The organism is Geodermatophilus sp. SYSU D00867, from assembly GCF_054050315.1.
On sequence record NZ_JBJGZC010000015.1, the window covers coordinates 108,249 to 130,122 of the forward strand.

Genomic DNA, 21,874 nt, shown 5'->3' on the forward strand with positions numbered 1-21,874 from the left:
CGCGTCCCCGGCGGGCAGGAGTGCGCGCACGGTCAGCACGCAGGCCCGCGCTCCCAGCCTCGGTGCACCCCGCCGGAGCCGCAATCCGGGACCGGCGCCGCCGGGCGGGATGACACGACCGGGGTGCCGGGTTGTTGAACCCGCAAGCACATCGGCCCCTGCACGAGGAGAGCGCCCGCATGACCACCTACGCCGTCACCGGAGCCACCGGCCACCTCGGCCGCCGCGCCGTCGAGGAGCTGCTCGACCGCGGCGTCCCGGCGTCCGACGTCGTCGCCGTCGTCCGCCGTCCCGAGGCCGCCGCCGAGCTGGCCGGCCGCGGCGTGCAGGTCCGCCACGGCGACTACTCGCGGCCGGACACCCTGCCCGCGGCCCTGGCCGGCGTCGACCGGCTGCTGCTGGTCTCCGGCAGCGAGCCGGGGCAGCGGGTCGCCCAGCACGAGGCCGTCGTCGAGGCGGCGGTGGCCGCCGGGGTGCAGCGGATCGTCTACACGTCGATCGCGCACGCCGACACCTCGGCCAACCCGCTCGCCCCCGAGCACCGCGGGACCGAGGAGGTGCTGCTCAAGGCGGACGTCCCGGCGACCGTCCTGCGCAACAGCTGGTACCTCGAGAACTACACCGCGCAGCTCGACCGGTACCTCGCCACCGGCGAGATCGTCGGCGCCGCGGGGGAGGGCCGGGTGTCGATCGCCCCGCGCACGGACTACGCCGTCGCCGCCGCGGCCGCGCTGCTGGCCGACGAGGAGGGCACCGTCGTCCTCGAGGTCGGCGGACCCGGCGTGACCCTCGCCGAGCTCGCCGCCGCCGTCACCGAGGCCACCGGGACGACGGTCCGCTACCGCGACCTCCCGGCCGACGAGCTCGTCGCGACCCTGCAGGGCGCCGGCCTCGACGCCGGCACCGCCGAGTTCGTCGCCGCCATCGACACCTCCATCGCGAACGGCGATCTCGACACCGGCGACGCCGACCTCGCCGCCCTGCTCGGCCGGCCGGTGACCCCGCTCGCCGACGCCGTCCGCGCCGCCCGCGCCTGAGCCGCGCGGCCGCCCGGGTCACTCCCCGGGCGGCCGCGGGCGTGTCCGCGTGTCCCGGTCATTCCGCGGGCACCGAGTGGTGCTCATGGGTGACCAGCCAGCGCCCGTCCACCCGGCGCAGGCCCACGGTCAGCCGCACCTCGAAGCCCTCGGTGCCCGCCGCGCCGATCCGGAGCAGGCCGTGCGCGAACGCGACGCCGTTCCCGGCCACCACGGTCAGCCCGGAGACGTCGAACAGGCCCTCGCCCTGGGCCTCCCAGAACAGCCGCCACTGCCGCAGGTAGCTGTCGATCCCGGTCACCACCATCGGCGGCGGGACGTCGAACAGCACGACGTCGCCGGTGTGCACGGCCACGACCGCGTCGACGTCGGCGCGCCGCACGGCCCGTGCCCACGCCTCCAGCACCCGGCGGACCTGCAGCTCGTCGGAGTCCATGCGGGGCAGACCGGGCCGGGCCCCCGGTCTCATCCCCCGGGGTGAGGTCCGCCGCCCGGCTGCACACGGCCTGCGCCGGTGCCGAAGACCGGGACGTGAACCCGATCGCGTGCCGCGCCGTGGCGCAGGCCGGCCTGGTCGCGGCCACCGCCTCGGCCGACGACGAGCGCCCCTGGCCGCTGTTGCTGGTGGCCGGCTGGCACACCACCGCCACCGACCTCGTGCTGTCCGACGCCCGGCTGGCCGAGGAACTCGCCGCCCTGCCGGCCTGACCGTGTCCCGGCCCCGCCGGGGTCGTTGAGCCTCCCGTGATCCCGGACAGCGCCCGCACGGCCGCCCGCCGCGCCGAGGACGTGCTGGCCTGGGCCCCGAGCGGCCGGATCGCCGTCCCGCTCATCGTCGCGCTGGTCGTCGTCGCCGACCTGGTCGGCGTCGGCACCGTCACCCTGCTGCTGCTCGGCGTCTCCGACGACGGGGACGACGCCGGCCGCGGTCCCACCCTGCTCGCCGCGCTGGCCTACCTGCTCGTCGCGCTGCCCGTGGCCACCCTCGCCGGACTGCGCCGGCAGCGGGCCACCACCGCCTGGCTGCTCGCCGGCCGCGACCCCACCCCGGCCGAGGCCGCCCGCGCGCTGCGGCTGCCGGTGGACGCCGCGCTCATCGCCGCCGTCGTGTGGCTGGCGGGGGCGGTCCTCGCCGGCGCCGTCGCGGCGGTCACCTTCCCCGACCCGCTGGTCGGCCTGCGGGTCGGCGTCGTCGCGCTGCTCGGCGGCGCCGTCACCGCCGGTGTCGTGTACCTGCTCGTCGCCCGCGCCGCCCGCGCGCTGACCACCCGCGCGCTGGCCGCGCACCCGCCCGCCGGCCGGCTCGCCCTCGGCGTCCGCCCGCGCCTGCTGCTCACCTGGGGGCTGACCAGCGCGGTCCCGCTGCTCGGCGTGGTGCTGCTGTTCGCCGACCCGAGCAACCCCGGCGGGCCCGGCCGCACCGCCGTCGTCTTCCTCGCCGTCGTCGCCGTGCTGGTCGGCGGGCTGGCCACCCTGCTCACCGCCCGCGCGGTCGGGCAGCCGCTGCGCGACCTGCGGCAGGTGGTGCAGCGGGTCGGCGCCGGGGACTACACCGCGAGCGTCACCGTCGACGACGCCGGCGAGATCGGCCTGCTGCAGGAGGGCGTCAACACGATGGCCGCCGGCCTCGCCGAGCGGGAGCGGCTGCGCGACCTGTTCGGCCGGCACGTCGGGACGACGGTCGCCGCGCGGGCGCTGGCCGAGGGCGCCTCGCTGGGCGGGGAGCTGCGGCCGGTGGCGGCGCTGTTCGTCGACGTCGTCGGGTCGACCGCGCTGGTGCGGCGCACCGGCCCGGAGGGGATGGTCGGCCTGCTCAACCGGTTCTTCGCCGTCGTCGTCGACGCGGTCGAGGCCGAGGGCGGGCTGGTGGACAAGTTCGAGGGCGACGCCGCGCTGTGCGTCTTCGGCGCGCCCACCGGGCACCCCGACGCCTCCGGCGCCGCGCTGCGCGCCGCCCGCCGGATCTGCGACGACGTCGCGCGCGCCGGGGAGGTCGACGTCGGCGTCGGCGTGGCCTGCGGGCCGGCGTGGGCCGGGCAGGTGGGCACCGCCAGCCGGCTGGAGTACACGGTCATCGGCGACCCGGTGAACGAGGCCGCCCGGCTCACCGAGCTGGCCAAGGACCGGCCGGGGCGGGCGGTGGCCAGCGAGGCCGCGGTCCGGGCCGCCGGCGGCGGCGAGGCCGCCCACTGGGTGCCCGACGCGGAGGTGGAGCTGCGCGGCCGCGGCGAGCCGACCCGCACCTACGTCCGCGCGAACACCTGACCGTCGGGGCCGTGCGAGCGGACGACGACGAGCACGTCCTCGCTCTGCAGCGTGCCGATCAGGGGGTCGTCGAAGCGCAGCGTGCGCCCGCCGCGGGTCACCGACAGCACGATGTCGCGCAGGTCGCGCGGGCCCAGGCCGACCTCGCCGGAGGTCACCGTGCGCTGGGAGAGGTCCAGCCCCTGCCCGCCGGTGAGCAGGTCCTCGACGACGGACACGACCCGCGGGCTGTCGGTGGACAGGCCCAGCAGCCGGCCCGACGTCGCCGAGGTGGTGATGACGGTGTCGGCGCCGGACTGGCGCAGCAGCTGCGCGTTCTCCTCCTCGCGCACGGAGGTGGTGATCGGCACGCTCGGGTTGAGCTGCCGGACGGTGAGGGTGATCAGCACCGAGGCGTCGTCCCGGTTGGCCGCCACGATCACCGCACGGGCCCGCTCGACGTGCGCGCGGCGCAGCACGTCGGTGCGCCCGGCGTCGCCGACGATGCCGGTGAGGCCGATCGAGTTGGCCTCGTCGATGGCCCGCTGGTCGCCGTCGACGATGACGATGTTCTCCAGCGGAGTGCCGGTGGCCCGCAGCGAGCGGACGGCGCTGCGGCCCTTGGTGCCGTAGCCGCACACGATGACGTGCTGACGCACGCGGGACCTCCAGCGTCGGATCCGGAACTCCTCGCGCGAGCGCGCGGTGAGCGCCTCGAGCGTGGTGCCGATGAGGACGATCAGGAACATGACGCGCAGCGGCGTGATGAACAGGATGTTCACCAGCCGCGCGCCCTCGGTGATCGGCGTGATGTCGCCGTAGCCCGTGGTCGAGAGCGTGACCGTGGAGTAGTAGACGGCGTCGAGCAGCGAGATGCCGACCTCGTCGCCGTCGCGGTAGGAGTCGCGGTCCAGCCAGACGATGAACACGGTCAGCGCGAGGAAGAACGCCGCCAGGACGACCCGCTGCCACACCTGGCGCACGGGGGACTGCTCGACGTGCGCGATCTGCACCCCGGTGTGCGGGTCGTCGCCCGGCCCGTGTCCGCCCATCACGTCCGGCGACGATAGCGAGCGGGGGCGGTGCGCACCGGGATGCCGGCGCGCACCGCCCCGATCGGGTCAGCCGCCGGCCACCGCCTCGCGCTCGCGGGCGGCCAGCTCCCGCTTGAGCACCTTGCCCGCCGCCGACACGGGGATGGCGTCGATGAAGACGACGTCGCGCAGCCGCTTGTAGTGGGTGACCCGGTCGTTGACCGCGGCCATCACCGACTCGGCGGTCAGCGCCGCCCCGGCGTCGTCGGCCCTGCGGACCACGTAGGCCACCGGCAGCTCCCCGGCCGCCTCGTCGGGCCGGCCGACGACGGCGGCGCCGGCCACGCCCGGCACGCCGAAGAGGATCTCCTCCAGCTCGCGCGGGAACACGTTGTAGCCCTTGTAGAGCAGCATGTCCTTGGTGCGGTCGACGATCGACAGGTAGCCGTCCTCGTCGAGGATCCCGACGTCGCCGGTGTGGAACCAGCCGTCGGCGTCGATCGCCTCCGCGGTGGCCTCGGGGCGGTGCGCGTAGCCGCGCATGACCTGCGGGCCGCGGATGCACACCTCGCCGCGCTCGCCGGTGGGCAGCGGGTCGCCGCCGCCGAGCGGCCGGACGGTGATCTCGGTGTCGAAGATCGGCACGCCGACCGTGCCGGCCTTGCGGGTGCCGGAGCGGAACGTCGGGTTGCCGGTGGCCATCATGGTGACCTCGGTCAGCCCGTAGCCCTCGCCGATGACGGCGTTGGGCAGCAGCGCCTGCAGCCGCTCGATGAGCGACACCGGCAGCGGCGCCGCGCCGCTGGAGACGCCGCGGACGTGCGACCAGTCCTGCTCGGCGAACCCGGGCACCTGCAGCAGCGCCACGAACACCGGCGGGGCGCCGCCGATGCTGGTGACCCGGTGGCGCTTCGCGTCCTCGACGTACCTCACCGGGTCGAAGCGCATGTGGATCACGGTGGTGGTGCCGCCCATGACCATGCCGTTGAGGTAGCCGATCGCGCCCATGGCGTGGAACCACGGCGTGAGGTTGATCAGCGTGGCCTCGCCCAGCCGGGTCGGGCACTCGTCCTCGCCGAGCACCTGGCGGATCGTGACGTCCCCGGCCTCGTCGAGCTCCGGCAGCGAGCCCGAGGTCCAGCACGAGGACTGCAGCACGTTGGTGACCACGTTGCGGTGCGGCAGCTCGACGCCCTTGCTGACCCCGGTCGTGCCGCCGGTGTAGGCCAGGTGCGCCAGGTCGGCGGCGGGGTCGAGCCCGGCGTCGAGGTGCCGGTCGGTGGGGTCGGCGGCCAGCAGGTCGGCCAGGTCGACGTCGGTCGCCTCCAGGCCCTCGAGCCGCGCGGCGAAGTCGAGGGTGTGCGCCTCCCCGGTGACGACGACGGTCTGCACCGGCGTGGCCTCGAGCGCGCTGCGGACGAAGGGCAGCACCTGGTCCCAGGTGACCAGGACCTTGGCGCCGGCGTCGGTGAGCTGGGCGGCGAGGTCGGCCGCGGGCAGCAGCGGGTTGGTGGGGGAGAAGACGGCGCCGGCCATCACCACGCCGTAGTAGACCGCCGGGTACTGGCGGCAGTTCGGGACGTGCACCGCGACGACGTCACCGCGGCCCACGCCGTGGTCGGCCAGCCAGTTGGCGACCGCGGCGGCCCGCGCGCCGAGCTCCTCGAAGGTCAGCTCGACGTCGTGGTCGACGAACGCCGTCCGCGCGCCCCAGCGGCGCACCGCGGCGCGCAGGATCGACCCGACCGGCACCAGCGGGTACTCCAGCGAGCGCGGCAGGCCCGGCGGCCAGCTGGCGGCAGGCTCCTGCGCGGCGTCGGCGGGCGCAGGGTGCGTGGCGGTCATGCGTGTCCTTCCGTCCGGAACAGGGCTCCGTCAGCGTGGTACAGCTCACACCCGCTGTCACGCAGCGCTGTGCACACCCGCGGATGTGCTGACCGCACAGCGCGGAGCTAGACGGCCGGGTCGGAGACCAGCGAGCCGGCGCGGTGCTCCTCGCGCAGCGCGGTCTTGAGCACCTTGCCGCTGGGGTTGCGGGGCAGCGCGGACACCACCGAGTACTCCCGCGGGTGCTTGTAGCGAGCCAGCCGCTCGCCGCACCAGGCCGACAGCTCGGCGGGCGTGGGCGGGTTCTCCGGGTCCCGCGGCGCGATCACCGCCAGCGGCGCCTCGCCCCAGCGCGGGTCGGGCACCCCGATGAGCGCCACCTCGGCGACGCCGGGGTGCGCGGCGAGCGCGTCCTCCACCTCGGCGCAGTACACGTTCTCGCCGCCGGTGATGATCATGTCCTTCTTGCGGTCGACGACGTAGAGGTAGCCGTCCTCGTCCTCGCGCACCAGGTCGCCGGAGTGGAACCAGCCGCCGGCGAACGCCTCCGCCGTCGCCTCCGGCTTGCCCCAGTACTCCTTCATGACCATCGGGCTGCGGTAGACGATCTCGCCCACCTCGCCGCGCGGCACGTCCTGCATGGCGTCGTCGACGACGCGGACCTCGACGTTGAGCATCGGCGTCCCGACCGAGCCGATCTTGCGGATCGAGTCCTCGCCGCGGAGCAGGCAGGTGACCGGGCTGCACTCGGTCTGGCCGAACGCGGTGACCACCTCGGCCTGCGGGAACGTGTCGATCATCGCCCGCAGCAGGGTGGTCGACGCCGGCGCCGCGCCCCAGGAGATCCGCTTGAGGCAGGACAGGTCGCGCTCGGCGATCCCCGGCACCGCCACCACCGCCGCCCACATCGCCGGCACGAGGAAGAGGTTGGAGATCCGCTCGCGCTCGACGAGGTCGAGCACGGCCACGGGGTCGAAGCCGCCCGAGGCGAGGATGACGTGGGTGCCGCCGAGCAGCAGCGGCGGCAGCCCGCCGGCCAGCCCGGCGATGTGGAACAGCGGCGCCCCCGGCGCGCCGACCCGGTCGTCCGGGCCCACCCCGAGGGTGGCCACCTGGCTGAACACGTGCATCAGCAGGTTGTGGTGGGTGAGGACGGCGCCCTTGGGCCGGCCGGTGGTGCCCGACGTGTACATGATGAACGCCGGCGCCGACTCGTCGACCTCGACGTCGAGCGGCTCGGCCGACGCCGCCGCGAGCGCGTCCTCGTAGTCCTGGCCGACGGTCAGGACGGTGTGCACGCCCGGCGCCTGCTCCCGCGCCTCGGCCGCGACGCCGGCCAGCGCGGCGTCGACCACCAGGGCGGCCGCCCCGCTGTCGGTGAGCACGTAGGCCACCTCGTCGGCGACCAGCCGGAAGTTGACCGGGACGACGATCGCGCCCAGCCGCACGCCGGCGAGGTAGGACTCCCAGACCTCGATCCCGTTGAGCCCCAGCACCGCCACCCGGTCGCCCGCGGTCACGCCCCGGTCGGCCAGCGCGCGCGCCAGGCGGGTGACCCGCTCGTCGAGCTCGGCGTAGGTGCGGCCCGTGCCCGAGAAGCGCACGGCGACCGCGTCGGGGGTGCGCCGGGCCCAGCGGGCGAGCTGGTCGGCCGTCGTCATGCCGCGCCCCTGCAGCCGGGGGGTCGGGTCGTCCACGGGTTCCTCCTGCGCCGCCACCGGGTGTGACCCGCGTCATGCTGTCGGGGCGGCGGGGAGGCGGTCAACCCTGACCGTCAGGGCACCCGGGCGACCGCGCCGACCAGCATCGGGTTGACCAGGACGGCGTCCGCGGCGGCGGCCTCGGCGCGCAGCCGCCGCTCGAAGTCCTCCGGTCCGACCTCCGCGGCGGTGGCCGTGCCGGTGCGCTCGAAGGCCGGCAGCAGGCTGGTGACGTCGCCCGCCACGACCGCCCACCCGGCCGCGTCGCCGCCCCGCTCCAGCGGCTGGGCGGACGTGAGCACGGGGTCGGGCAGCCCCGCGGCGCGGAAGACGCCGGTCAGCCGGAGGCCCGCGTCGAGGGGGACGCCGAGCCGGCCGAGCGCGGTGCGCAGCCACCGGTCGTAGGCGGTCAGCAGCGGCAGCGGCGGGTGCGCGGCCCGGCTGGTGAGGACGACGTCCTGGAAGGCGACCACCCCGCCGGGGCGCACCAGCGCGGCCGAGCGGGCGACCAGCGCGACCGGGTCGGGCAGGTGCAGCAGCACCAGCCGCCCGAGGACCGCGTCCACGGGGCCGGCCGGGGACCACGTGGTGACGTCGGCCCGCACGAACTCGACGTGGGCGTGCCCCGCCTCCGCCGCCCGCCGCCGGGCCACCGCCAGGTGGCGGTCCGAGGCGTCGACGCCGACCACCCGGCCCGTGGGTCCGACCCGCTCCGCGGCGGCCAGCGCGGCCACGCCGGGGCCGCAGCCGAGGTCGACCACCGACGCGCCCGGCGCCAGGCCCGCGCTGTCCAGCCAGGCGGCGGTCGCCGGGCCGTAGAGGCGGGCGAGCACGTCCAGCCGGGCCAGCTCGGGGTCGGTGTCGCCGAGGACGTAGCCGGTGCCGGGACCGTCGCGGGTGCCGCTCGTCATGCACCCGCATGGTGGCCCGGCGGCGGCCGTGCCGTCAGCCCTCCGCGGACGGCGTCAGCATCCGCGCGGCGAGCCCCTTCCAGAGCGGGAGGTGCGGGTCGGTGGCGGCGGGCCGCTCCTCGAAGGCGTACACGCAGGCCACCCCGCGCATGCTGGTGAACAGCAGCTCGCACACCTCGGCGTAGCGGGGGGCCGAGGCGATCCGCGGGCCCCAGATCCCGTCGGCGACCCGGCGGATCGCCGCGCGCAGCCGGCGCTCCTCGACCCGCAGCGCCGCCCGCAGCTGCGGGTCGGTGCGGGCGGCCACCCACAGCTCCATCGCCGCCCAGAACGGCGGCTCCTGGAACGTCGCCCACATGAGGTCGATCGCCCGGTCGATCCGCTCCGGCCCGGCCGGCTCGTCGGCCATGACCGCCGCCGCGCGCTCCTCCACCCCGGCCAGCAGGGTGCTCGACAGGTGCCCGGCGGCGGCGACCAGCAGCTCGGCGCGGGACGGGAAGTGGTGCAGCAGCCGGCCGCGGGACACCCCGGCCCGGGCCTGCACGGCCAGTGTGGACGCGCCGGCGTACCCGGACTCGACCAGGCAGGCGACGGCGGCGTCGAGGATCAGCGCCCGGCTGTCGGCCGTGCGGGTCGACCGGCTGCGCGGGCCGTCGTCCGGGAGGGGGTCGGCGCTCACCCGCCGCAGGCTAGGGCCCCGGCGGGCCGCTGAACAGTCACCGTTGACCGTCGAGGGTGACCGCTGTCACGCTGCGGCGCGTACTGCTCGACGACGAGGAGGTACCGGGTGGACTTCGACGACACCCCCGAGGAGGCGTCCTACCGGGCGCACGTCCGCACCGTGCTCGACGAGCACGCGTCCGAGCTGCTGCACGTCTCACCGGGGGAGCCGGTCGACGCGCGCTCCCGCGAGGCGGAGCTGCGGGCCACCCAGCGGGTGCTGGCCGAGGCGGGGCTGGTCGGCGTCACGTGGCCGCGGGAGTACGGCGGGCAGGGCGGCACGCTGGTGCAGCAGGCGATCGTGGCCCAGGAGCTGGCCCGCGCCCGGGTGCCCACGCTGATCAACCACATCGGCATCGGCATGTGCGGGCCCACGGTCATCGCGCACGGCAGCGACGACCAGCGCTCCCGCTACCTGGCCCGGCTGCTGCGCGCCGACGACGTCTGGTGCCAGCTGTTCAGCGAGCCCGGCTCCGGCTCGGACCTCGCCGCGCTGCGCACCTCGGCCGTCCGCGACGGCGAGGACTGGGTCGTCAACGGCCAGAAGGTCTGGACGACGCTCGCGCACGTCGCCGACCACGGCATCCTGCTCACCCGCACCGACCCGGCCCGGCCCAAGCACGCCGGGCTGACGATGTTCGTCGTCGACATGCACGCGCCGGGCGTCACCGTCCGGCCGCTGCGCCAGATGAGCGGCGGCGCGGACTTCAACGAGGTCTTCTTCGACGACGTCCGCATCCCCGACGCTGAGCGGCTCGGCGAGCCCGGCGAGGGCTGGCGGGTCGCGCTCACCACGCTGATGAACGAGCGGGTCGCGATCGGCGGCGCCGGCAGCGACATCGGCCCGGCGCCGGAGTCGCTGGCCGCGCACGCCCGCGACCGGCTGCCCGCGCTCGACCCGGAGCGGCAGGCGCTGGCCCGGCAGGCGGTCGGGCGGGCGCTGGTCGCCTCGCTGGCCGCCCGCTACACCGGCTACCGGCGGTTCACCACGCTGTCCCAGGGCGGCGTGCCCGGCCCGGAGGCCAGCGCCGGCAAGCTCGGCGGCACCGCCGCGGCCCGGCTGGTCGCCGACGCCGGCGTCCGGCTGCTCGGCGACGACGCCGTGTACGGCGCCACCGCCGACGGCGACGACACCTGGCAGCGCGCGCAGGCCTACGTGCCCGGCATCGCGATCGCCGGCGGCACCGACCAGGTGCTGCGGAACATCCTCGGCGAGCGGGTGCTCGGCCTGCCGCCGGAACCCCGCACCGACAAGACCGCGCCGTTCTCCGGAGGTGCCCGGTGAACTTCGACCTGTCCGACGACCAGCGCGCGGCCGCTGCCGGCGCGCGCGAGTTCTTCACCGGCTCGGTCACCCCGGCCGCCGCCCGCGCGGCGCTCGAGGGCGCCGGCGTCCCGGGCCCGGGGCGCAAGGCACTGGCCGACATCGGCTTCCTCGGCATCACGGTGCCGGAGTCCGCGGGCGGCGCCGGCGGCAGCGTGCTCGACCTCGCCGTCGTCGCCGAGCAGGCCGGCGCCGTGCTGGCCGGGCCCTCCCTGGTCACCGCCGCGCGCGCCGCGGTGCTGCTGGAGTCCGCGCCCGACCTCGCCGCGCAGCTGGCCGACGGGTCGGCCGCGCTCGCCGTCCTCGACGGGCCGGTCACCGGCTCCGCGCCGTCGCTGGACGCCGCCGACGCCACGCTGTTCCTCGGCCTCGACGACGGCGCGCTCGTCGCCGGCGAGGGCGAGGTGACCCCCGGCCGGCCGATGGACGCCACCCGCGGGCTCGCCTCGGTGCGGATGACCTCCCGCCGGGTGCTCGCCGAGGACGCCGGGCAGCTGTGGGCGCGGGCCCGCCAGGTGGGCGCGGTGGTCCTGGCCGCCGAGGACCTCGGCGCCGCCGACCGCGCGGTGCTGATGGCCGTGGAGTACGCCCGCCAGCGCGAGGCGTTCGGCCGGGTCATCGGCTCCTACCAGGCGGTGAAGCACATGCTGGTCGACGCCTGGGTGGGCGTGGACCAGCTGCGCTCGCTGGTGTGGTGGGCGGCGTGGGCGGCCGACTCCTCGCCGGCCGAGCTTCCGCTGGCCGCGGCCGCCGCCAAGGCCTACGCCGCCGAGGTCGCCGAGCGGGCCACCGAGACGGCGATCCAGGTCCACGGCGGCATCGGGTTCACCTGGGAGCACGACGCGCACCTGTACTGGCGCCGCGCCAAGGTGGACCGGCTGCTGCTCGGGGACGCCGCCGAGCACCTGGACACCGTCGCCCGGCTCGCCGAGGCCGGCGCCCTGGGATGACGTTCGAGCAGCTCCGGTACGAGGTCGCCGGCCGCGTCGCCACGATCACCCTGTCCCGGCCCGACCGGCTCAACGCCTTCACGCCGGTGATGGCCGCCGAGCTGGCCCGGGCCGCGGCCGCCGCGGACGCCGACGAGGGGGTGCGGGTCGTCGTCGTCACCGGGGAGGGGCGGGCCTTCTGCGCCGGCGCCGACCTGGGCGCGGGCTCGGGGACCTTCGCCGACCGCGACCGCGGCGGGGACCCGCCGGTGCAGGGGACCGTCGACGGCGTCGCGCGGGACTGGGGCGGCGTCGCGTCGCTGCCGTTCGCCGCGCTGCGCAAGCCGGTGATCGCCGCGGTCAACGGCCCGGCGGTCGGCATCGGCGCGACGATGGTGCTGCCGATGGACGTGCGGATCGCGGCGGGGTCGGCCCGCTTCGGCTTCGTCTTCGCCCGCCGCGGCATCACGCCGGAGGCGGCGTCGACGTGGTTCCTGCCGCGGGTGGTCGGCATCAGCCGGGCGGTGGAGTGGGTGGCCACCGGCCGGGTGTTCGGCGCCGACGAGGCGCTGCGCGGCGGGCTCGTCAGCCGGGTGGTCCCCGACGCGGACCTGCTGCCCGCCGCGCTCGACCTGGCCCGGGAGATCGCCGACAACACCTCCGGGGTGGCGGTCGCCGCGGCCCGGCAGATGCTGTGGTCGATGCTCGGGGCGCCCTCGCCCTGGGACGCCCACCGGGTCGAGTCGCGCGCGCTGGCCGAGCTCGGCCGCGGGCCCGACGCCGCCGAGGGCGTGGCCGCCTTCCTCGCCAAGCGCGCGCCGGCGTTCACCACGCCGCTGGGGGAGGGGCCGGTGGCCGGCGTCCCGCCCTGGCCGCAGCCGCCGGACGACGTCGCCCCCTGAGCTCCACCGCGATCACGGCGCCGGAACCACCTCCGCACCCTCGCGGGCGGTCACGGCGCCGTGATCGCGGGCTACACCGCGGCGATGGCGGCCACGGGGGCGGTGCGGGCCGCGCGGCGGGCCGGCAGCACCGAGGACAGCAGCCCGGCGACGGTCGCGACGACGACGATCGCGCCCACCTGCAGCCAGGGGACGTCGACCACGACCTCGCCGGCCGTGCCGAGCACCGAGGCGGTCCCGGTCACCCCGTAGACCCCGCCGAGGACGACGCCGAGCACCGCGGCCACCCCCGACACCAGCACCGCCTCCCAGGCGAGCAGCCCGCGCAGCTGGCCGCGGGTCAGCCCCATCGCCCGCAGCAGGCCGTTCTCCTGCCGGCGCTCCACCACCGACAGCGCCAGGGTGTTGCCCACGCCGATCAGCGCGATGACCACCGCGACGCCCAGCAGGCCGGTGACCACGAGCAGCAGCACGTCGAGCACCTCGTCCAGCTGCTGGCGCAGGCTCACCACCCCGGTCACCTGGGCGTCGGTCGCGGCCGCGCCGACGGTGTCGGTGACCGTGTCGACGACGGCGGACTGCACGTCGGCGTCGGCGTCGTCCAGCCGCAGCCAGAGCTGGCCGACCGCGGCGTCCGGGGCGAGGGCGGCGAGGTCGGCGCCGGCGAGCAGCAGCGGGGCGTCCCCGTCCACGACCTCCGCGCGCAGCGTCACCGTCCGCCCGTCGAGGGAGAGCTCCACCGGGTCGCCCGTGCCGACCGACCAGGAGTCGGCCTGCCACTGCGGGACGAGCGCCTCGCCCGGCCGGGGCAGCCGCAGGTCGGCCGTCGACCGCAGCGCCGGGACGGCGGTCGCGGTGTCCACGCCGTAGGCCTCCCACGGCTCGCCGTCGGGACCGGCCGGCCGGGCGAGGGTGAGCGCCGTGCCGGTGGTGACGCCGTCGAGGGCCTCCAGCCGGTCCAGCAGGGACGGCGGCAGCTCCCCGCCGAGCCCCTCGACGACGACGTCGGCGGGATAGGCGGCGGCCAGCCCGGCGGTCGCCGTCGCCCGGGTGGACGCGGTGCCCACCACCATCGCGGTGGTCAGCGTGACGCCGATGAGCAGCGCGGTGGCCGTCGCCGCGGTGCGCCGGGGGTTGCGGGTGGCGTTGCCCGCGGCCAGCCGGGCCGGCACCCCGCCCACGCGGGACACCAGGCGGCCCGCCGCGCGGACCACCGGCGGCACCCCGCGCTGGGCGAGCAGGACGACGCCGAGGAAGCTCGCCACGCCGCCGGGCAGCGCGACGAACACCGACGCCACGGCCACGCCGAGCGCGAGCAGCCCCGTGCCGGGCACGAGCAGCGACAGTCCGAGCAGCAGGCGCAGCACGCCCGGGCGGGAGCGCAGGGGCGCGGGGTCGAGCGGGCGCAGCGCGGCCAGCGGCGCCACCCGGGTCGCCGCGCGGGCCGGGGCGAGCGCGGCCAGCAGGGTGGTCAGCGTGCCGACGGCGGGCCCCGCGAGGACCGCCGTGAGCGGGACCGCGAGCCCGGACAGCGGCACGGGGGAGTCCACGCCGCCGGCGAGCGCCGAGACGACGGCGGCGAGCCCGACACCGGCCGCGACCCCGACCGCCGAGGCGGCGAGCCCGGTGACCGCGGCCTCGGCCAGCACGCCGCGGCGCACCTGCCGGGCGGTGGCGCCGACGCAGCGCAGCAGGGCGAGCTCCCGGGTCCGCTGGGCGAGCAGGACGGCGAAGGTGTTGGCGATGACCAGCCCCGCCACGACGACCGCCACGGTGCCGAACACCAGGAGCACGGCGGCCAGCGCGGTGGCGTTGCCGAGCATCGACGCCGCGCGGTGCTCGGCCTGCTCGGTGCCGGTGCGCACGGTCAGCGGCTGCCCGGCGAGCGCGTCGCGCACCGCGGCGGCCAGGACCTCCTCGTCGGCGCCCGGGACGCCGGCGACCCGCAGCTCGGCCGGGTCGACCGCGCCCCAGGCCCGCGCCTGCGCGGGGGTGGCCCAGGCCCGCCCGTACAGGCCGGCCTCCGGGTCGCCGCCGAGGTCGACCACCCCGGTGACCGTCACGGGGGTGGAGGTCTGCGTGCCGTCCGGCGCGGTCCCGGCCACCTGCAGCACGTCGCCGACGCCCGCGCCGGCGCGCTCGCTGACCGCGACCTCGCCCGGCCGGTCGGGCAGCGCGCCGTCGGCCAGCCGCTGCCAGCGCAGCGCGGGGTCGTCGGCGACCGTCCCGACCAGCAGGTACTGCGCCCCGGTGCGGCCGGGGGTGACCGCCTGCACCGAGGTCTCCCACTCCGGCGCCACGGCGAGGACGCCGTCCAGGCCGGTGACGGCGGGCACGTCGTCGAGCAGGGAGCTGCCGTCGTCGGAGGTGACGACGGCGTCGGCGCCGAGGTGGCGGGCGCCGGCGGCGGTGAGCCCGGTGCTGCGGGTGGTCTCGTTGAGCACGAGCGTGGCGACGACGAACGCCACCGCGAGCACGACGGCCAGGCAGGAGGCGACCAGCCGCGGCAGGTGGGCGCGCAGGCCGGCGAGGGTGGTGGACAGCACCGGTCAGCCCCCGAGCCCGCGCAGCGCCTCGAGCACCGACGCGGCGGTGGGCCGCTCGACCTCCCCGGCGAGCCGCCCGTCGGCCAGCAGCACGACCCGGTCGGCGTAGGAGGCCGCGGTCGGGTCGTGGGTGACCATGACGACGGTCTGCCCGGTCTCGCGGACGCTGCTGCGCAGCAGGTCGAGCACCTCCGCGCCGGCGCGGGAGTCGAGGTTGCCGGTCGGCTCGTCGGCGAACACGACGTCGGGGCGGGGGAGCAGCGCCCGGGCGATGGCCACCCGCTGCTGCTGGCCGCCGGACAGCTCCGAGGGCCGGTGCCGCAGCCGCTCGCGCAGGCCGAGGCGGGCGATCACGGCGTCGAACCAGGCCGGGTCGGGACGGCGGCCGGCCAGCTGCATCGGCAGCACGACGTTCTCGCGCGCGTCGAGCACCGGCAGCAGGTTGAACGCCTGGAAGACGAAGCCGATCCGCTCGCGGCGCAGCCGGGTCAGCTCGTCGTCGCGCAGCCGGGTCAACTCGGTGTCGCCGAGGAAGACCCGTCCCGAGGTGGCGGTGTCCAGGCCGGCCAGGCAGTGCATGAGCGTGGACTTGCCCGACCCGGACGGCCCCATGATCGCGGTGAACTCCCCGCGGCCGAAGGCGACGTCGACGCCGGCCAGCGCGCGCACGGCCGTCTCGCCGGTGCCGTGCACCTTGGTCAGGCCGGTGGCGCGCACGGCGGCGGACGACACCGACGCCGGCGGCTCGCCGGGGACGGTCATGACGGGGACGGACACGGGAGACCTCCGCGGATCGCTTCTGGGACGACGACGACCCTCGCGGCCGCGGCCGTCCTCCCGCGTCGGAGCGGAGGGCGGTTCCCGCCGTCGCGCCGCTGCGTCCGTGGGCGGACCCCGGCGTCATCCCCCGGTCGTACGCGCACCTCCGCGGAGGTGCCCCGTGCGGTTCCGCGGAGGTGCCCGGCCTCAGGCGTCGCGGAGCAGGTCGGCGGGGGAGACCAGCCCGGTCCGGTAGGCGAGGACGACGGCCTGCACGCGGTCGCGCGAGCCGGTCTTCGCCAGCACCCGCCCGACGTGCGTCTTCACCGTCGCCTCGCTGACGAACAGCCGTTGCGCGATCTCGGTGTTGGTGGCGCCGAGCGCCATCTGCACGAGCACCTCGCGCTCGCGCGGGGTCAGCTCGGCCAGCTCGGTCGCCGGCGCGGGCGCCGACCCGGCCCCGCGCAGCATCGGCGCCACGTGCCGCAGCAGCCGGCGGGTGGAGCTGGCCGCGATCACCGAGTCGCCGGCGTGCACGGTGCGGACGGCGGCGAGCATCTCCTCCGGCGGCGCGTCCTTGAGCAGGAAGCCGCTGGCCCCGGCGCCGATCGCGGACACCACGTACTCGTCGAGGTCGAAGGTGGTCAGCACGACCACGCGCGGGGCCTCGGGCAGCGCGGTCACCTGCCGGGTGGCCTCGATGCCGTCGGTGCCGGGCATGCGGACGTCCATCAGCACGACGTCGGCCCGGGTGGACCGCAGCAGGTCGACGGCCGCGGCGCCGTCGCCGGCCTCCCCGACGACGGTCAGGTCGGGCTGGGAGTCGATGACCATCCGGAACCCGGCGCGGACCATCTGCTGGTCGTCGACCAGCACCACCCGGACGGTCACCGCGCGCCGCCCAGCGGCAGGACCGCGTGCACCCGCCAGCCGCCACCCGCGCGGGGGCCGGCCTCCAGCCGCCCGCGGTGCAGCTGGGCCCGCTCGTGCATGCCGCGCAGCCCCTGGCCGTGCCCGTCCCCCTCGGCCAGGGCCGCCGCCGCGCCGCGGCCGTCGTCGAGCACCGACAGCTCGAGGGAGTCCGGGCGCCAGTGCAGCCGCACCCACGCCCGGCCGCTGGGCCCGGCGTGCTTGAGCACGTTGGTCAGCGACTCCTGCACGATCCGGTAGGCGGCCAGCTGCGGGCCGGCCGCCATGGGCCGCGGCTCGCCCTCCACCAGCAGGTCGACGTCGAGCCCGCTGGCCCGGACGTCGTCGACGAGGGCCGGGACGGCGGTGACGTCGGGCTGCGGGGCGTACTGCTCGGCAGCGCCGTCGCGCAGGACGCCGAGCAGGGCGCGCATGTCGGTCAGCGCCTGCCGGCCGGTGGCGGCGATCGCCTCCAGCGCGCCGGTGGCCACCTCCGGATCGGTCCTCCCGGCGTAGCGGCCGCCGTCGGCCTGCGCGATGACCACCGACAGGGAGTGCGCGACGACGTCGTGCATCTCGCGGGCGATCCGGGCCCGCTCGGCGGTGGCGGCCAGCCGCATCTCCTGGTCGCGCTCGATCTCCAGCAGCCGGGCGCGCTCGGCCAGGCCGGCGAGCTCACCGAGCCGGGAGCGGCGCACCCGGCCCAGGGCCCAGGCCGCGACGACGGACACGCTGACCGAGCCGGCGCTGACCACCAGGGAGTCGGGCAGGTCCGAGGAGTACCAGCGCAGCGCCACGAGGACGGCGCCGGTGAACCCGAGGACCAGCCCCGCCCGCGAGGCCCACGGCGGCGCGTAGGCGGCCAGCGCGTAGACCATGAGCAGCGCGGAGACGTTGGCGGCGAGGAAGTCGGTGCCCGCGACCAGCTCGAGCAGCCCCACGGCGGTGACGGCGGCGGCCGCGGGGACCGGGGCGCGACGGCGCCAGGCCAGCGGGGCGACCAGCAGCACGCCGAGGACGAACGCGACGCCCTCGGACGGCCAGTACGCCCGCGCGGGCGCGACGACGGTGACCAGCCCGACGAGTGCGGCGAGCGCGGCGTCGACCTCGAAGGGGTGCGCGCGCAGCCGCGCCACCAGGCGCTCGAGGAGGGGCCGCTCGTCCATCGCGCCGAATCTAGGCAGCGCGGCGCGCGCCGTCGTCCACCCGGGGGAGGACCCGCCCGTCGGACCGGGGGCGGAGGCGCTCAGTCCTCGTTCAGGTGGCGCAGCAGTGTCTCGCCGATGTCCCGCATCGCCGCGACCTGCTCGGGGGTGAGCTGGTCGAACAGGTGGGTGCGCACGCCCTCGACGTGGATCGGCGCGGCGCCCTCCAGGGCGGCGAAGCCCTCGTCGGTGAGGACGGCGAGCAGCCCGCGCCCGTCCTCGGCGCAGACCTGACGGCGCACCCAGCCGCGCTCCTCGAGCCGGGACACCGCGTGCGACAGCCGGCTGCGGGAGGACAGGCAGCGGTCGGCCAGCTCGCTCATCCGCATCTGCCGGCCGGGCGTCTCCGACAGCTGCACGAGGATCTCGTAGTAGGTGTGCGGGATGCCGGTGGCCCGCGTGAGCTCGCGGTCGAGCCGGTCGTTGAGCAGCTGGGTGCTGTAGAGCCAGGCCCGCCAGGCCTTCTGCTCCTCGGCGTCGAGCCAGCGTGGCTCCCCGGCGGGCGGGCCGGCGGCAGCCCCCGCTCCGGGTGACACCTGCGTCGTCATGTCCCTCAGGGTACTGGCGGAATAGTCAAGCGCTCAACTACGCTGTGGACCGCGGAAGCTCAAACGCTCAACCACTGAGAGGTCCCTCCCATGACCAGCACCACCGCCGTCCAGATCCCCGGCTACGTCGCCGGCACCTGGGACATCGACGCCACCCACTCCACCGTCGGCTTCTCCGTCCGCCACATGATGGTGAGCAAGGTCCGCGGCTACTTCACGGAGTTCTCCGGCGAGATCGTCACCGCCGAGGACCCGGCCGCCTCCTCGGTGACCGCCACCATCGACATGGACTCGATCGACACCCGCCAGGAGCAGCGCGACGCGCACATCCGCTCCGCCGACTTCTTCGACGTGGGCAACCACACCGTCATGACCTTCCGCTCGACCGGCGTCGTCGCCGACGGCGAGGACTGGACCGTCCAGGGCGACCTGACCATCAAGGGCATCACCAAGCCGGTCACGCTGGCCCTCGAGCTCAACGGCTTCGGTCCCGACGCCTACGGCGGCTACCGCGCCGGCTTCAGCGCCAAGACCTCCATCTCCCGCAAGGCCTTCGGCGTCGACATCGACATGCCGATGGACGGCGGCGGCGTCGTCGTCGGCGACAAGATCGACGTCGAGCTCGAGATCGAGGCCGTGCTCCGCACCGCCTGATCCGCTCCCGAGGGCCCCGGACGCGCAGCGCGCGTCCGGGGCCCTCGCGCGTCCGGACCCACCTCCGCGCGTCCTGGCTCACCTCCGCGCGTCCTGGCTCACCTCCCACGGTCGGCCAGGACGCCGCACGATCAGCCCACCTGATCGTGCGGTGCCCCTCCGGGGACACTGGGGGCATGACGACGTCCGTGCTGACCCGCGCCCGCACCCGGCTGTCCTCCGCCGTCCTCGTCGCCGTCGGGCTGGCGGCCGGCTTCGGCGTCGCGCAGGGCACCGGCGTCCGGGCGCTGGGCGGGGCGGTGTTCCTCGCCGGCGGGCTGGGCGCGGCCTGGCTGTGGGTGCAGCGCCGCGGCGTGGCGGTCGCCCTCGGGCTCGGCGCGCTCTACGTCGGCGCGTTCGTCCTGGCGCACGTGCTGGCCCTCGGCGCCGGGTTGCCGGCCTGGCTGGCGGTGAGTCTGGTCACGATCGCCGCTGCAGGGGTGACGTACGCGGTGGCGGACCGGCCGCAGGCGGAGGTCCCCGGGCGCTGAGCCCCTAAGCTGGGTGGGAAGGTCGCGACCCCGGCGGCCGTTGTACGGAGCACCGCGAGCGCTGCCGCCGCGGGATCCCCCTGACTCTCCCCGAGGTGCCCTTCCGCATGCCCACCCGCGACGACCTGCGCAACGTGGCGATCATCGCCCACGTCGACCACGGCAAGACCACCCTGGTCGACGCCCTCCTCCGCCAGGCCGGTGCGCTCGGCCGCGCCAAGGGCGAGGGGACCGACGCCGACACGACGCAGGACCGCGTCATGGACTCGATGGACCTCGAGCGCGAGCGCGGCATCACCATCCTGGCCAAGAACACCGCCATCCGCCTGGCCGACGAGAACGGCAACCCGGTGACGGTGAACATCGTCGACACCCCCGGCCACGCCGACTTCGGCGGCGAGGTCGAGCGCGGCCTGTCGATGGTCGACGGCGTCGTGCTGCTCGTGGACTCCTCCGAGGGCCCGCTGCCGCAGACCCGCTTCGTGCTCCGCAAGGCGCTCGGCAAGGGGATGCCGGTGATCCTGGTGGTCAACAAGACCGACCGGTCCGACGCGCGCATCGCCGAGGTCGTCGACGAGACCTACGAGCTGTTCATGGAGCTGCTCGAGGACAACGGCCTGGACACCGACGCCCTCGAGTTCCCGATCGTCTACTGCAACGGCAAGGAGGGGCGGGCGTCGCTCACCCGGCCCGCCGACGGCACCAGCCCCGACAGCCCCGACCTCGCGCCGCTGGTCACGACGCTGCTGGAGACCATCCCGGCGCCGACCTACGACGCCGAGGAGCCGCTGCGCGCGCAGGTCACCAACCTCGACGCCTCGCCCTACCTCGGCCGGCTGGCGCTGCTGCGCATCCACTCCGGCACGATGAAGAACGGCCAGACCGTCGCCTGGTGCCGCACCGACGGCAGCGTCAAGAACGTCAAGATCACCGAGCTGCTGGTCACCGAGGGCCTCACCCGCACCCCGGCCGACAGCGCCGGCCCCGGCGACCTCGTCGCCATCGCCGGCATCGAGGACGTCATGATCGGCGACACCCTCGCCGACCCGAACGACCCGCGGCCGCTGCCGCCCCTCACCGTCGACGAGCCGTCGATCTCGATCACCATCGGCATCAACACCTCGCCGATCTCGGGCAGGAGCGGCAAGAAGCTCACCGCCCGGCTGATCAAGAACCGCCTCGACCAGGAGCTGGTCGGCAACGTCTCGGTGCGCATGCTGCCCACCGAGCGCCCCGACACCTGGGAGATGCAGGGCCGCGGCGAGCTGGCGCTGGCCATCCTCGTCGAGCAGCTGCGCCGCGAGGAGTTCGAGCTCACCGTCGGCCGCCCGCAGGTGGTCACCAAGGAGATCGACGGCAAGCTCCACGAGCCGGTCGAGCGGGTCACCATCGACACCCCGGGCGAGTACGTCGGGACGCTGACCCAGGCGCTGGCCTCCCGTCGCGGGCGCATGGAGAACCTGGTGCACCACGACACCGGCTGGGCGCGGATGGAGTACGTCGTCCCCTCGCGCGGCCTCATCGGGTTCCGCACCGAGTTCCTCACCGAGACCCGCGGCACCGGCGTCCTCAACCACAACCTCGAGGGCTACGAGCCGTGGATGGGCGACATGCGCGCCCGCCCGACCGGCTCGCTGGTGGCCGACCGGCAGGGCGTGGCGACGTCGTACGCGATGTTCTCGCTGCAGGAGCGCGGCCAGATGATGGTCACCCCGGGCACCGAGGTGTACGAGGGCATGATCGTCGGGGAGAACTCCCGGCCCGACGACATGGACGTCAACATCACCAAGGAGAAGAAGCTCACCAACATGCGGTCCTCGACCGCGGAGGAGCTCGAGCGCCTGGTGCCGCCGAAGGTCCTCAACCTCGAGCAGGCGCTGGAGTTCTGTGCCGAGGACGAGTGCGTCGAGGTGACGCCGGCCGCCGTCCGCGTGCGGAAGGTCATCCTCGACCAGAACGAGCGCGGCAAGGCGAAGAACCGCAAGCCCAAGGCGTGAGCCACCCGTGCACTCCCGCGGGTGTGGACGCCTCGCCCAGCCCCCCGCCCGGCCGCCCGCCGCGGGGGCCCGCGCGTGTCCGCGGGACTGGCCGGCCG

At 76.2% G+C, this 21,874-nt stretch carries 20 protein-coding genes; 9 read left to right on the plus strand and 11 right to left on the minus strand.

All coding sequences use genetic code 11. The features are described from left to right. Positions 1 to 179 precede the first annotated feature (179 nt). A complete protein-coding gene (locus ACI8AK_RS15780; protein ID WP_456957027.1) occupies positions 180 to 1,037 on the plus strand; it encodes an NAD(P)H-binding protein in 858 nt (285 codons plus the stop codon). A gap of 58 nt (positions 1,038 to 1,095) precedes the next feature. Here ACI8AK_RS15780 and ACI8AK_RS15785 read toward each other — a convergent pair whose 3' ends face one another. Then, the gene (locus ACI8AK_RS15785) at positions 1,096 to 1,473 is read right to left on the minus strand and encodes a YybH family protein (RefSeq protein WP_456957029.1); all 378 of its coding nucleotides are present in this window, start codon (positions 1,471 to 1,473) and stop codon (positions 1,096 to 1,098) included. Between the two features lie 95 nt (positions 1,474 to 1,568). Here ACI8AK_RS15785 and ACI8AK_RS15790 point away from each other — a divergent pair, with 95 nt between their 5' ends. After that, positions 1,569 to 1,745 (plus strand): hypothetical protein, encoded by a 177-nt coding sequence (locus ACI8AK_RS15790; protein ID WP_387986049.1) that lies wholly within the window; start codon positions 1,569 to 1,571, stop codon positions 1,743 to 1,745. A gap of 36 nt (positions 1,746 to 1,781) precedes the next feature. Continuing rightward, positions 1,782 to 3,302: an adenylate/guanylate cyclase domain-containing protein gene (locus ACI8AK_RS15795; RefSeq protein WP_387986046.1), complete on the plus strand. Its 1,521-nt coding sequence runs from the start codon at positions 1,782 to 1,784 to the stop codon at positions 3,300 to 3,302. Here ACI8AK_RS15795 and ACI8AK_RS15800 read toward each other — a convergent pair. The 5 genes from ACI8AK_RS15800 to ACI8AK_RS15820 all read right to left on the minus strand — a co-directional run bounded on the left by ACI8AK_RS15800 (position 3,281) and on the right by ACI8AK_RS15820 (position 9,432). After that, a complete protein-coding gene (locus ACI8AK_RS15800; RefSeq protein ID WP_387986558.1) occupies positions 3,281 to 4,333 on the minus strand; it encodes a potassium channel family protein in 1,053 nt (350 codons plus the stop codon). The genes ACI8AK_RS15795 and ACI8AK_RS15800 overlap by 22 nt on opposite strands. 69 nt (positions 4,334 to 4,402) lie before the next feature. After that, complete coding sequence (locus ACI8AK_RS15805) at positions 4,403 to 6,160, minus strand: class I adenylate-forming enzyme family protein (RefSeq protein WP_387986043.1); 1,758 nt, start codon at positions 6,158 to 6,160, stop codon at positions 4,403 to 4,405. A gap of 107 nt (positions 6,161 to 6,267) precedes the next feature. After that, complete coding sequence (locus ACI8AK_RS15810) at positions 6,268 to 7,839, minus strand: long-chain-fatty-acid--CoA ligase (RefSeq protein WP_456957031.1); 1,572 nt, start codon at positions 7,837 to 7,839, stop codon at positions 6,268 to 6,270. 77 nt (positions 7,840 to 7,916) lie between these two features. Beyond that, complete coding sequence (locus ACI8AK_RS15815; RefSeq protein WP_456957033.1) at positions 7,917 to 8,753, minus strand: class I SAM-dependent methyltransferase; 837 nt, start codon at positions 8,751 to 8,753, stop codon at positions 7,917 to 7,919. Positions 8,754 to 8,787: 34 nt separating this feature from the next. Then, entirely contained in the window at positions 8,788 to 9,432 is a 645-nt protein-coding gene (locus ACI8AK_RS15820) for a TetR/AcrR family transcriptional regulator (protein ID WP_387986036.1), read from the minus strand. A 108-nt stretch (positions 9,433 to 9,540) separates the two neighbouring features. Between ACI8AK_RS15820 and ACI8AK_RS15825 the strand changes: the two genes are divergently transcribed. The 3 genes from ACI8AK_RS15825 to ACI8AK_RS15835 are packed head-to-tail and all read left to right on the plus strand — an operon-like array spanning position 9,541 to position 12,628. Beyond that, complete coding sequence (locus ACI8AK_RS15825) at positions 9,541 to 10,758, plus strand: acyl-CoA dehydrogenase family protein (RefSeq protein WP_456957035.1); 1,218 nt, start codon at positions 9,541 to 9,543, stop codon at positions 10,756 to 10,758. Then, positions 10,755 to 11,747: an acyl-CoA dehydrogenase family protein gene (locus ACI8AK_RS15830; protein WP_456904003.1), complete on the plus strand. Its 993-nt coding sequence runs from the start codon at positions 10,755 to 10,757 to the stop codon at positions 11,745 to 11,747. Before ACI8AK_RS15825 ends, ACI8AK_RS15830 begins: the two co-directional genes overlap by 4 nt. Next, the gene (locus ACI8AK_RS15835; protein ID WP_387986028.1) at positions 11,744 to 12,628 is read left to right on the plus strand and encodes an enoyl-CoA hydratase-related protein; all 885 of its coding nucleotides are present in this window, start codon (positions 11,744 to 11,746) and stop codon (positions 12,626 to 12,628) included. Before ACI8AK_RS15830 ends, ACI8AK_RS15835 begins: the two co-directional genes overlap by 4 nt. 71 nt (positions 12,629 to 12,699) lie before the next feature. On the opposite strand, the gene ACI8AK_RS15840 is transcribed toward ACI8AK_RS15835, so the two are convergent. The 5 genes from ACI8AK_RS15840 to ACI8AK_RS15860 form a co-directional block, all read right to left on the minus strand. Continuing rightward, positions 12,700 to 15,174 carry an FtsX-like permease family protein gene (locus ACI8AK_RS15840; RefSeq protein WP_456957037.1) on the minus strand — a complete coding sequence of 825 codons (2,475 nt, stop codon included), beginning with the start codon at positions 15,172 to 15,174 and terminating at the stop codon, positions 12,700 to 12,702. A 3-nt stretch (positions 15,175 to 15,177) separates the two neighbouring features. Next, positions 15,178 to 15,951, minus strand: coding sequence for an ABC transporter ATP-binding protein (locus ACI8AK_RS15845; RefSeq protein ID WP_456904009.1), 774 nt, complete (start codon positions 15,949 to 15,951; stop codon positions 15,178 to 15,180). A 189-nt stretch (positions 15,952 to 16,140) separates the two neighbouring features. Then, the gene (locus tag ACI8AK_RS15850; RefSeq protein WP_387986022.1) at positions 16,141 to 16,824 is read right to left on the minus strand and encodes a response regulator; all 684 of its coding nucleotides are present in this window, start codon (positions 16,822 to 16,824) and stop codon (positions 16,141 to 16,143) included. Beyond that, on the minus strand, positions 16,821 to 18,008 hold the full coding sequence (locus tag ACI8AK_RS15855) for a sensor histidine kinase (protein WP_456957039.1): 1,188 nt from the start codon (positions 18,006 to 18,008) through the stop codon (positions 16,821 to 16,823). Before ACI8AK_RS15855 ends, ACI8AK_RS15850 begins: the two co-directional genes overlap by 4 nt. Before the next feature lie 80 nt (positions 18,009 to 18,088). Further along, complete coding sequence (locus tag ACI8AK_RS15860; RefSeq protein ID WP_387986018.1) at positions 18,089 to 18,595, minus strand: MarR family winged helix-turn-helix transcriptional regulator; 507 nt, start codon at positions 18,593 to 18,595, stop codon at positions 18,089 to 18,091. Positions 18,596 to 18,685: 90 nt separating this feature from the next. On the opposite strand from ACI8AK_RS15860, the gene ACI8AK_RS15865 reads away from it, so the two are divergent. The 3 genes from ACI8AK_RS15865 (at position 18,686) to typA (ending at position 21,776) form a co-directional block, all read left to right on the plus strand. Beyond that, positions 18,686 to 19,249 (plus strand): YceI family protein, encoded by a 564-nt coding sequence (locus ACI8AK_RS15865; protein WP_387986016.1) that lies wholly within the window; start codon positions 18,686 to 18,688, stop codon positions 19,247 to 19,249. A 176-nt stretch (positions 19,250 to 19,425) separates the two neighbouring features. Then, complete coding sequence (locus tag ACI8AK_RS15870; RefSeq protein WP_387986013.1) at positions 19,426 to 19,779, plus strand: hypothetical protein; 354 nt, start codon at positions 19,426 to 19,428, stop codon at positions 19,777 to 19,779. A 107-nt stretch (positions 19,780 to 19,886) separates the two neighbouring features. Next, entirely contained in the window at positions 19,887 to 21,776 is a 1,890-nt protein-coding gene (gene typA, locus ACI8AK_RS15875) for a translational GTPase TypA (protein ID WP_387986011.1), read from the plus strand. Positions 21,777 to 21,874 lie beyond the last annotated feature (98 nt).

Excerpts from the sequence above, each read along its gene's own strand:
- ACI8AK_RS15860 (WP_387986018.1), bottom strand. The coding sequence starts at position 18,595 with ATGACGACGCAGGTGTCACCCGGAGCGGGGGCTGCCGCCGGCCCGCCC.
- ACI8AK_RS15780 (WP_456957027.1), top strand. The coding sequence starts at position 180 with ATGACCACCTACGCCGTCACCGGAGCCACCGGCCACCTCGGCCGCCGC.
- typA (WP_387986011.1), top strand. The coding sequence starts at position 19,887 with ATGCCCACCCGCGACGACCTGCGCAACGTGGCGATCATCGCCCACGTC.
- ACI8AK_RS15835 (WP_387986028.1), top strand. The coding sequence starts at position 11,744 with ATGACGTTCGAGCAGCTCCGGTACGAGGTCGCCGGCCGCGTCGCCACG.
- ACI8AK_RS15865 (WP_387986016.1), top strand. The coding sequence starts at position 18,686 with ATGACCAGCACCACCGCCGTCCAGATCCCCGGCTACGTCGCCGGCACC.
- ACI8AK_RS15815 (WP_456957033.1), bottom strand. The coding sequence starts at position 8,753 with ATGACGAGCGGCACCCGCGACGGTCCCGGCACCGGCTACGTCCTCGGC.
- ACI8AK_RS15870 (WP_387986013.1), top strand. The coding sequence starts at position 19,426 with ATGACGACGTCCGTGCTGACCCGCGCCCGCACCCGGCTGTCCTCCGCC.
- ACI8AK_RS15800 (WP_387986558.1), bottom strand. The coding sequence starts at position 4,333 with ATGGGCGGACACGGGCCGGGCGACGACCCGCACACCGGGGTGCAGATC.
- ACI8AK_RS15785 (WP_456957029.1), bottom strand. The coding sequence starts at position 1,473 with ATGGACTCCGACGAGCTGCAGGTCCGCCGGGTGCTGGAGGCGTGGGCA.
- ACI8AK_RS15855 (WP_456957039.1), bottom strand. The coding sequence starts at position 18,008 with ATGGACGAGCGGCCCCTCCTCGAGCGCCTGGTGGCGCGGCTGCGCGCG.
- ACI8AK_RS15805 (WP_387986043.1), bottom strand. The coding sequence starts at position 6,160 with ATGACCGCCACGCACCCTGCGCCCGCCGACGCCGCGCAGGAGCCTGCC.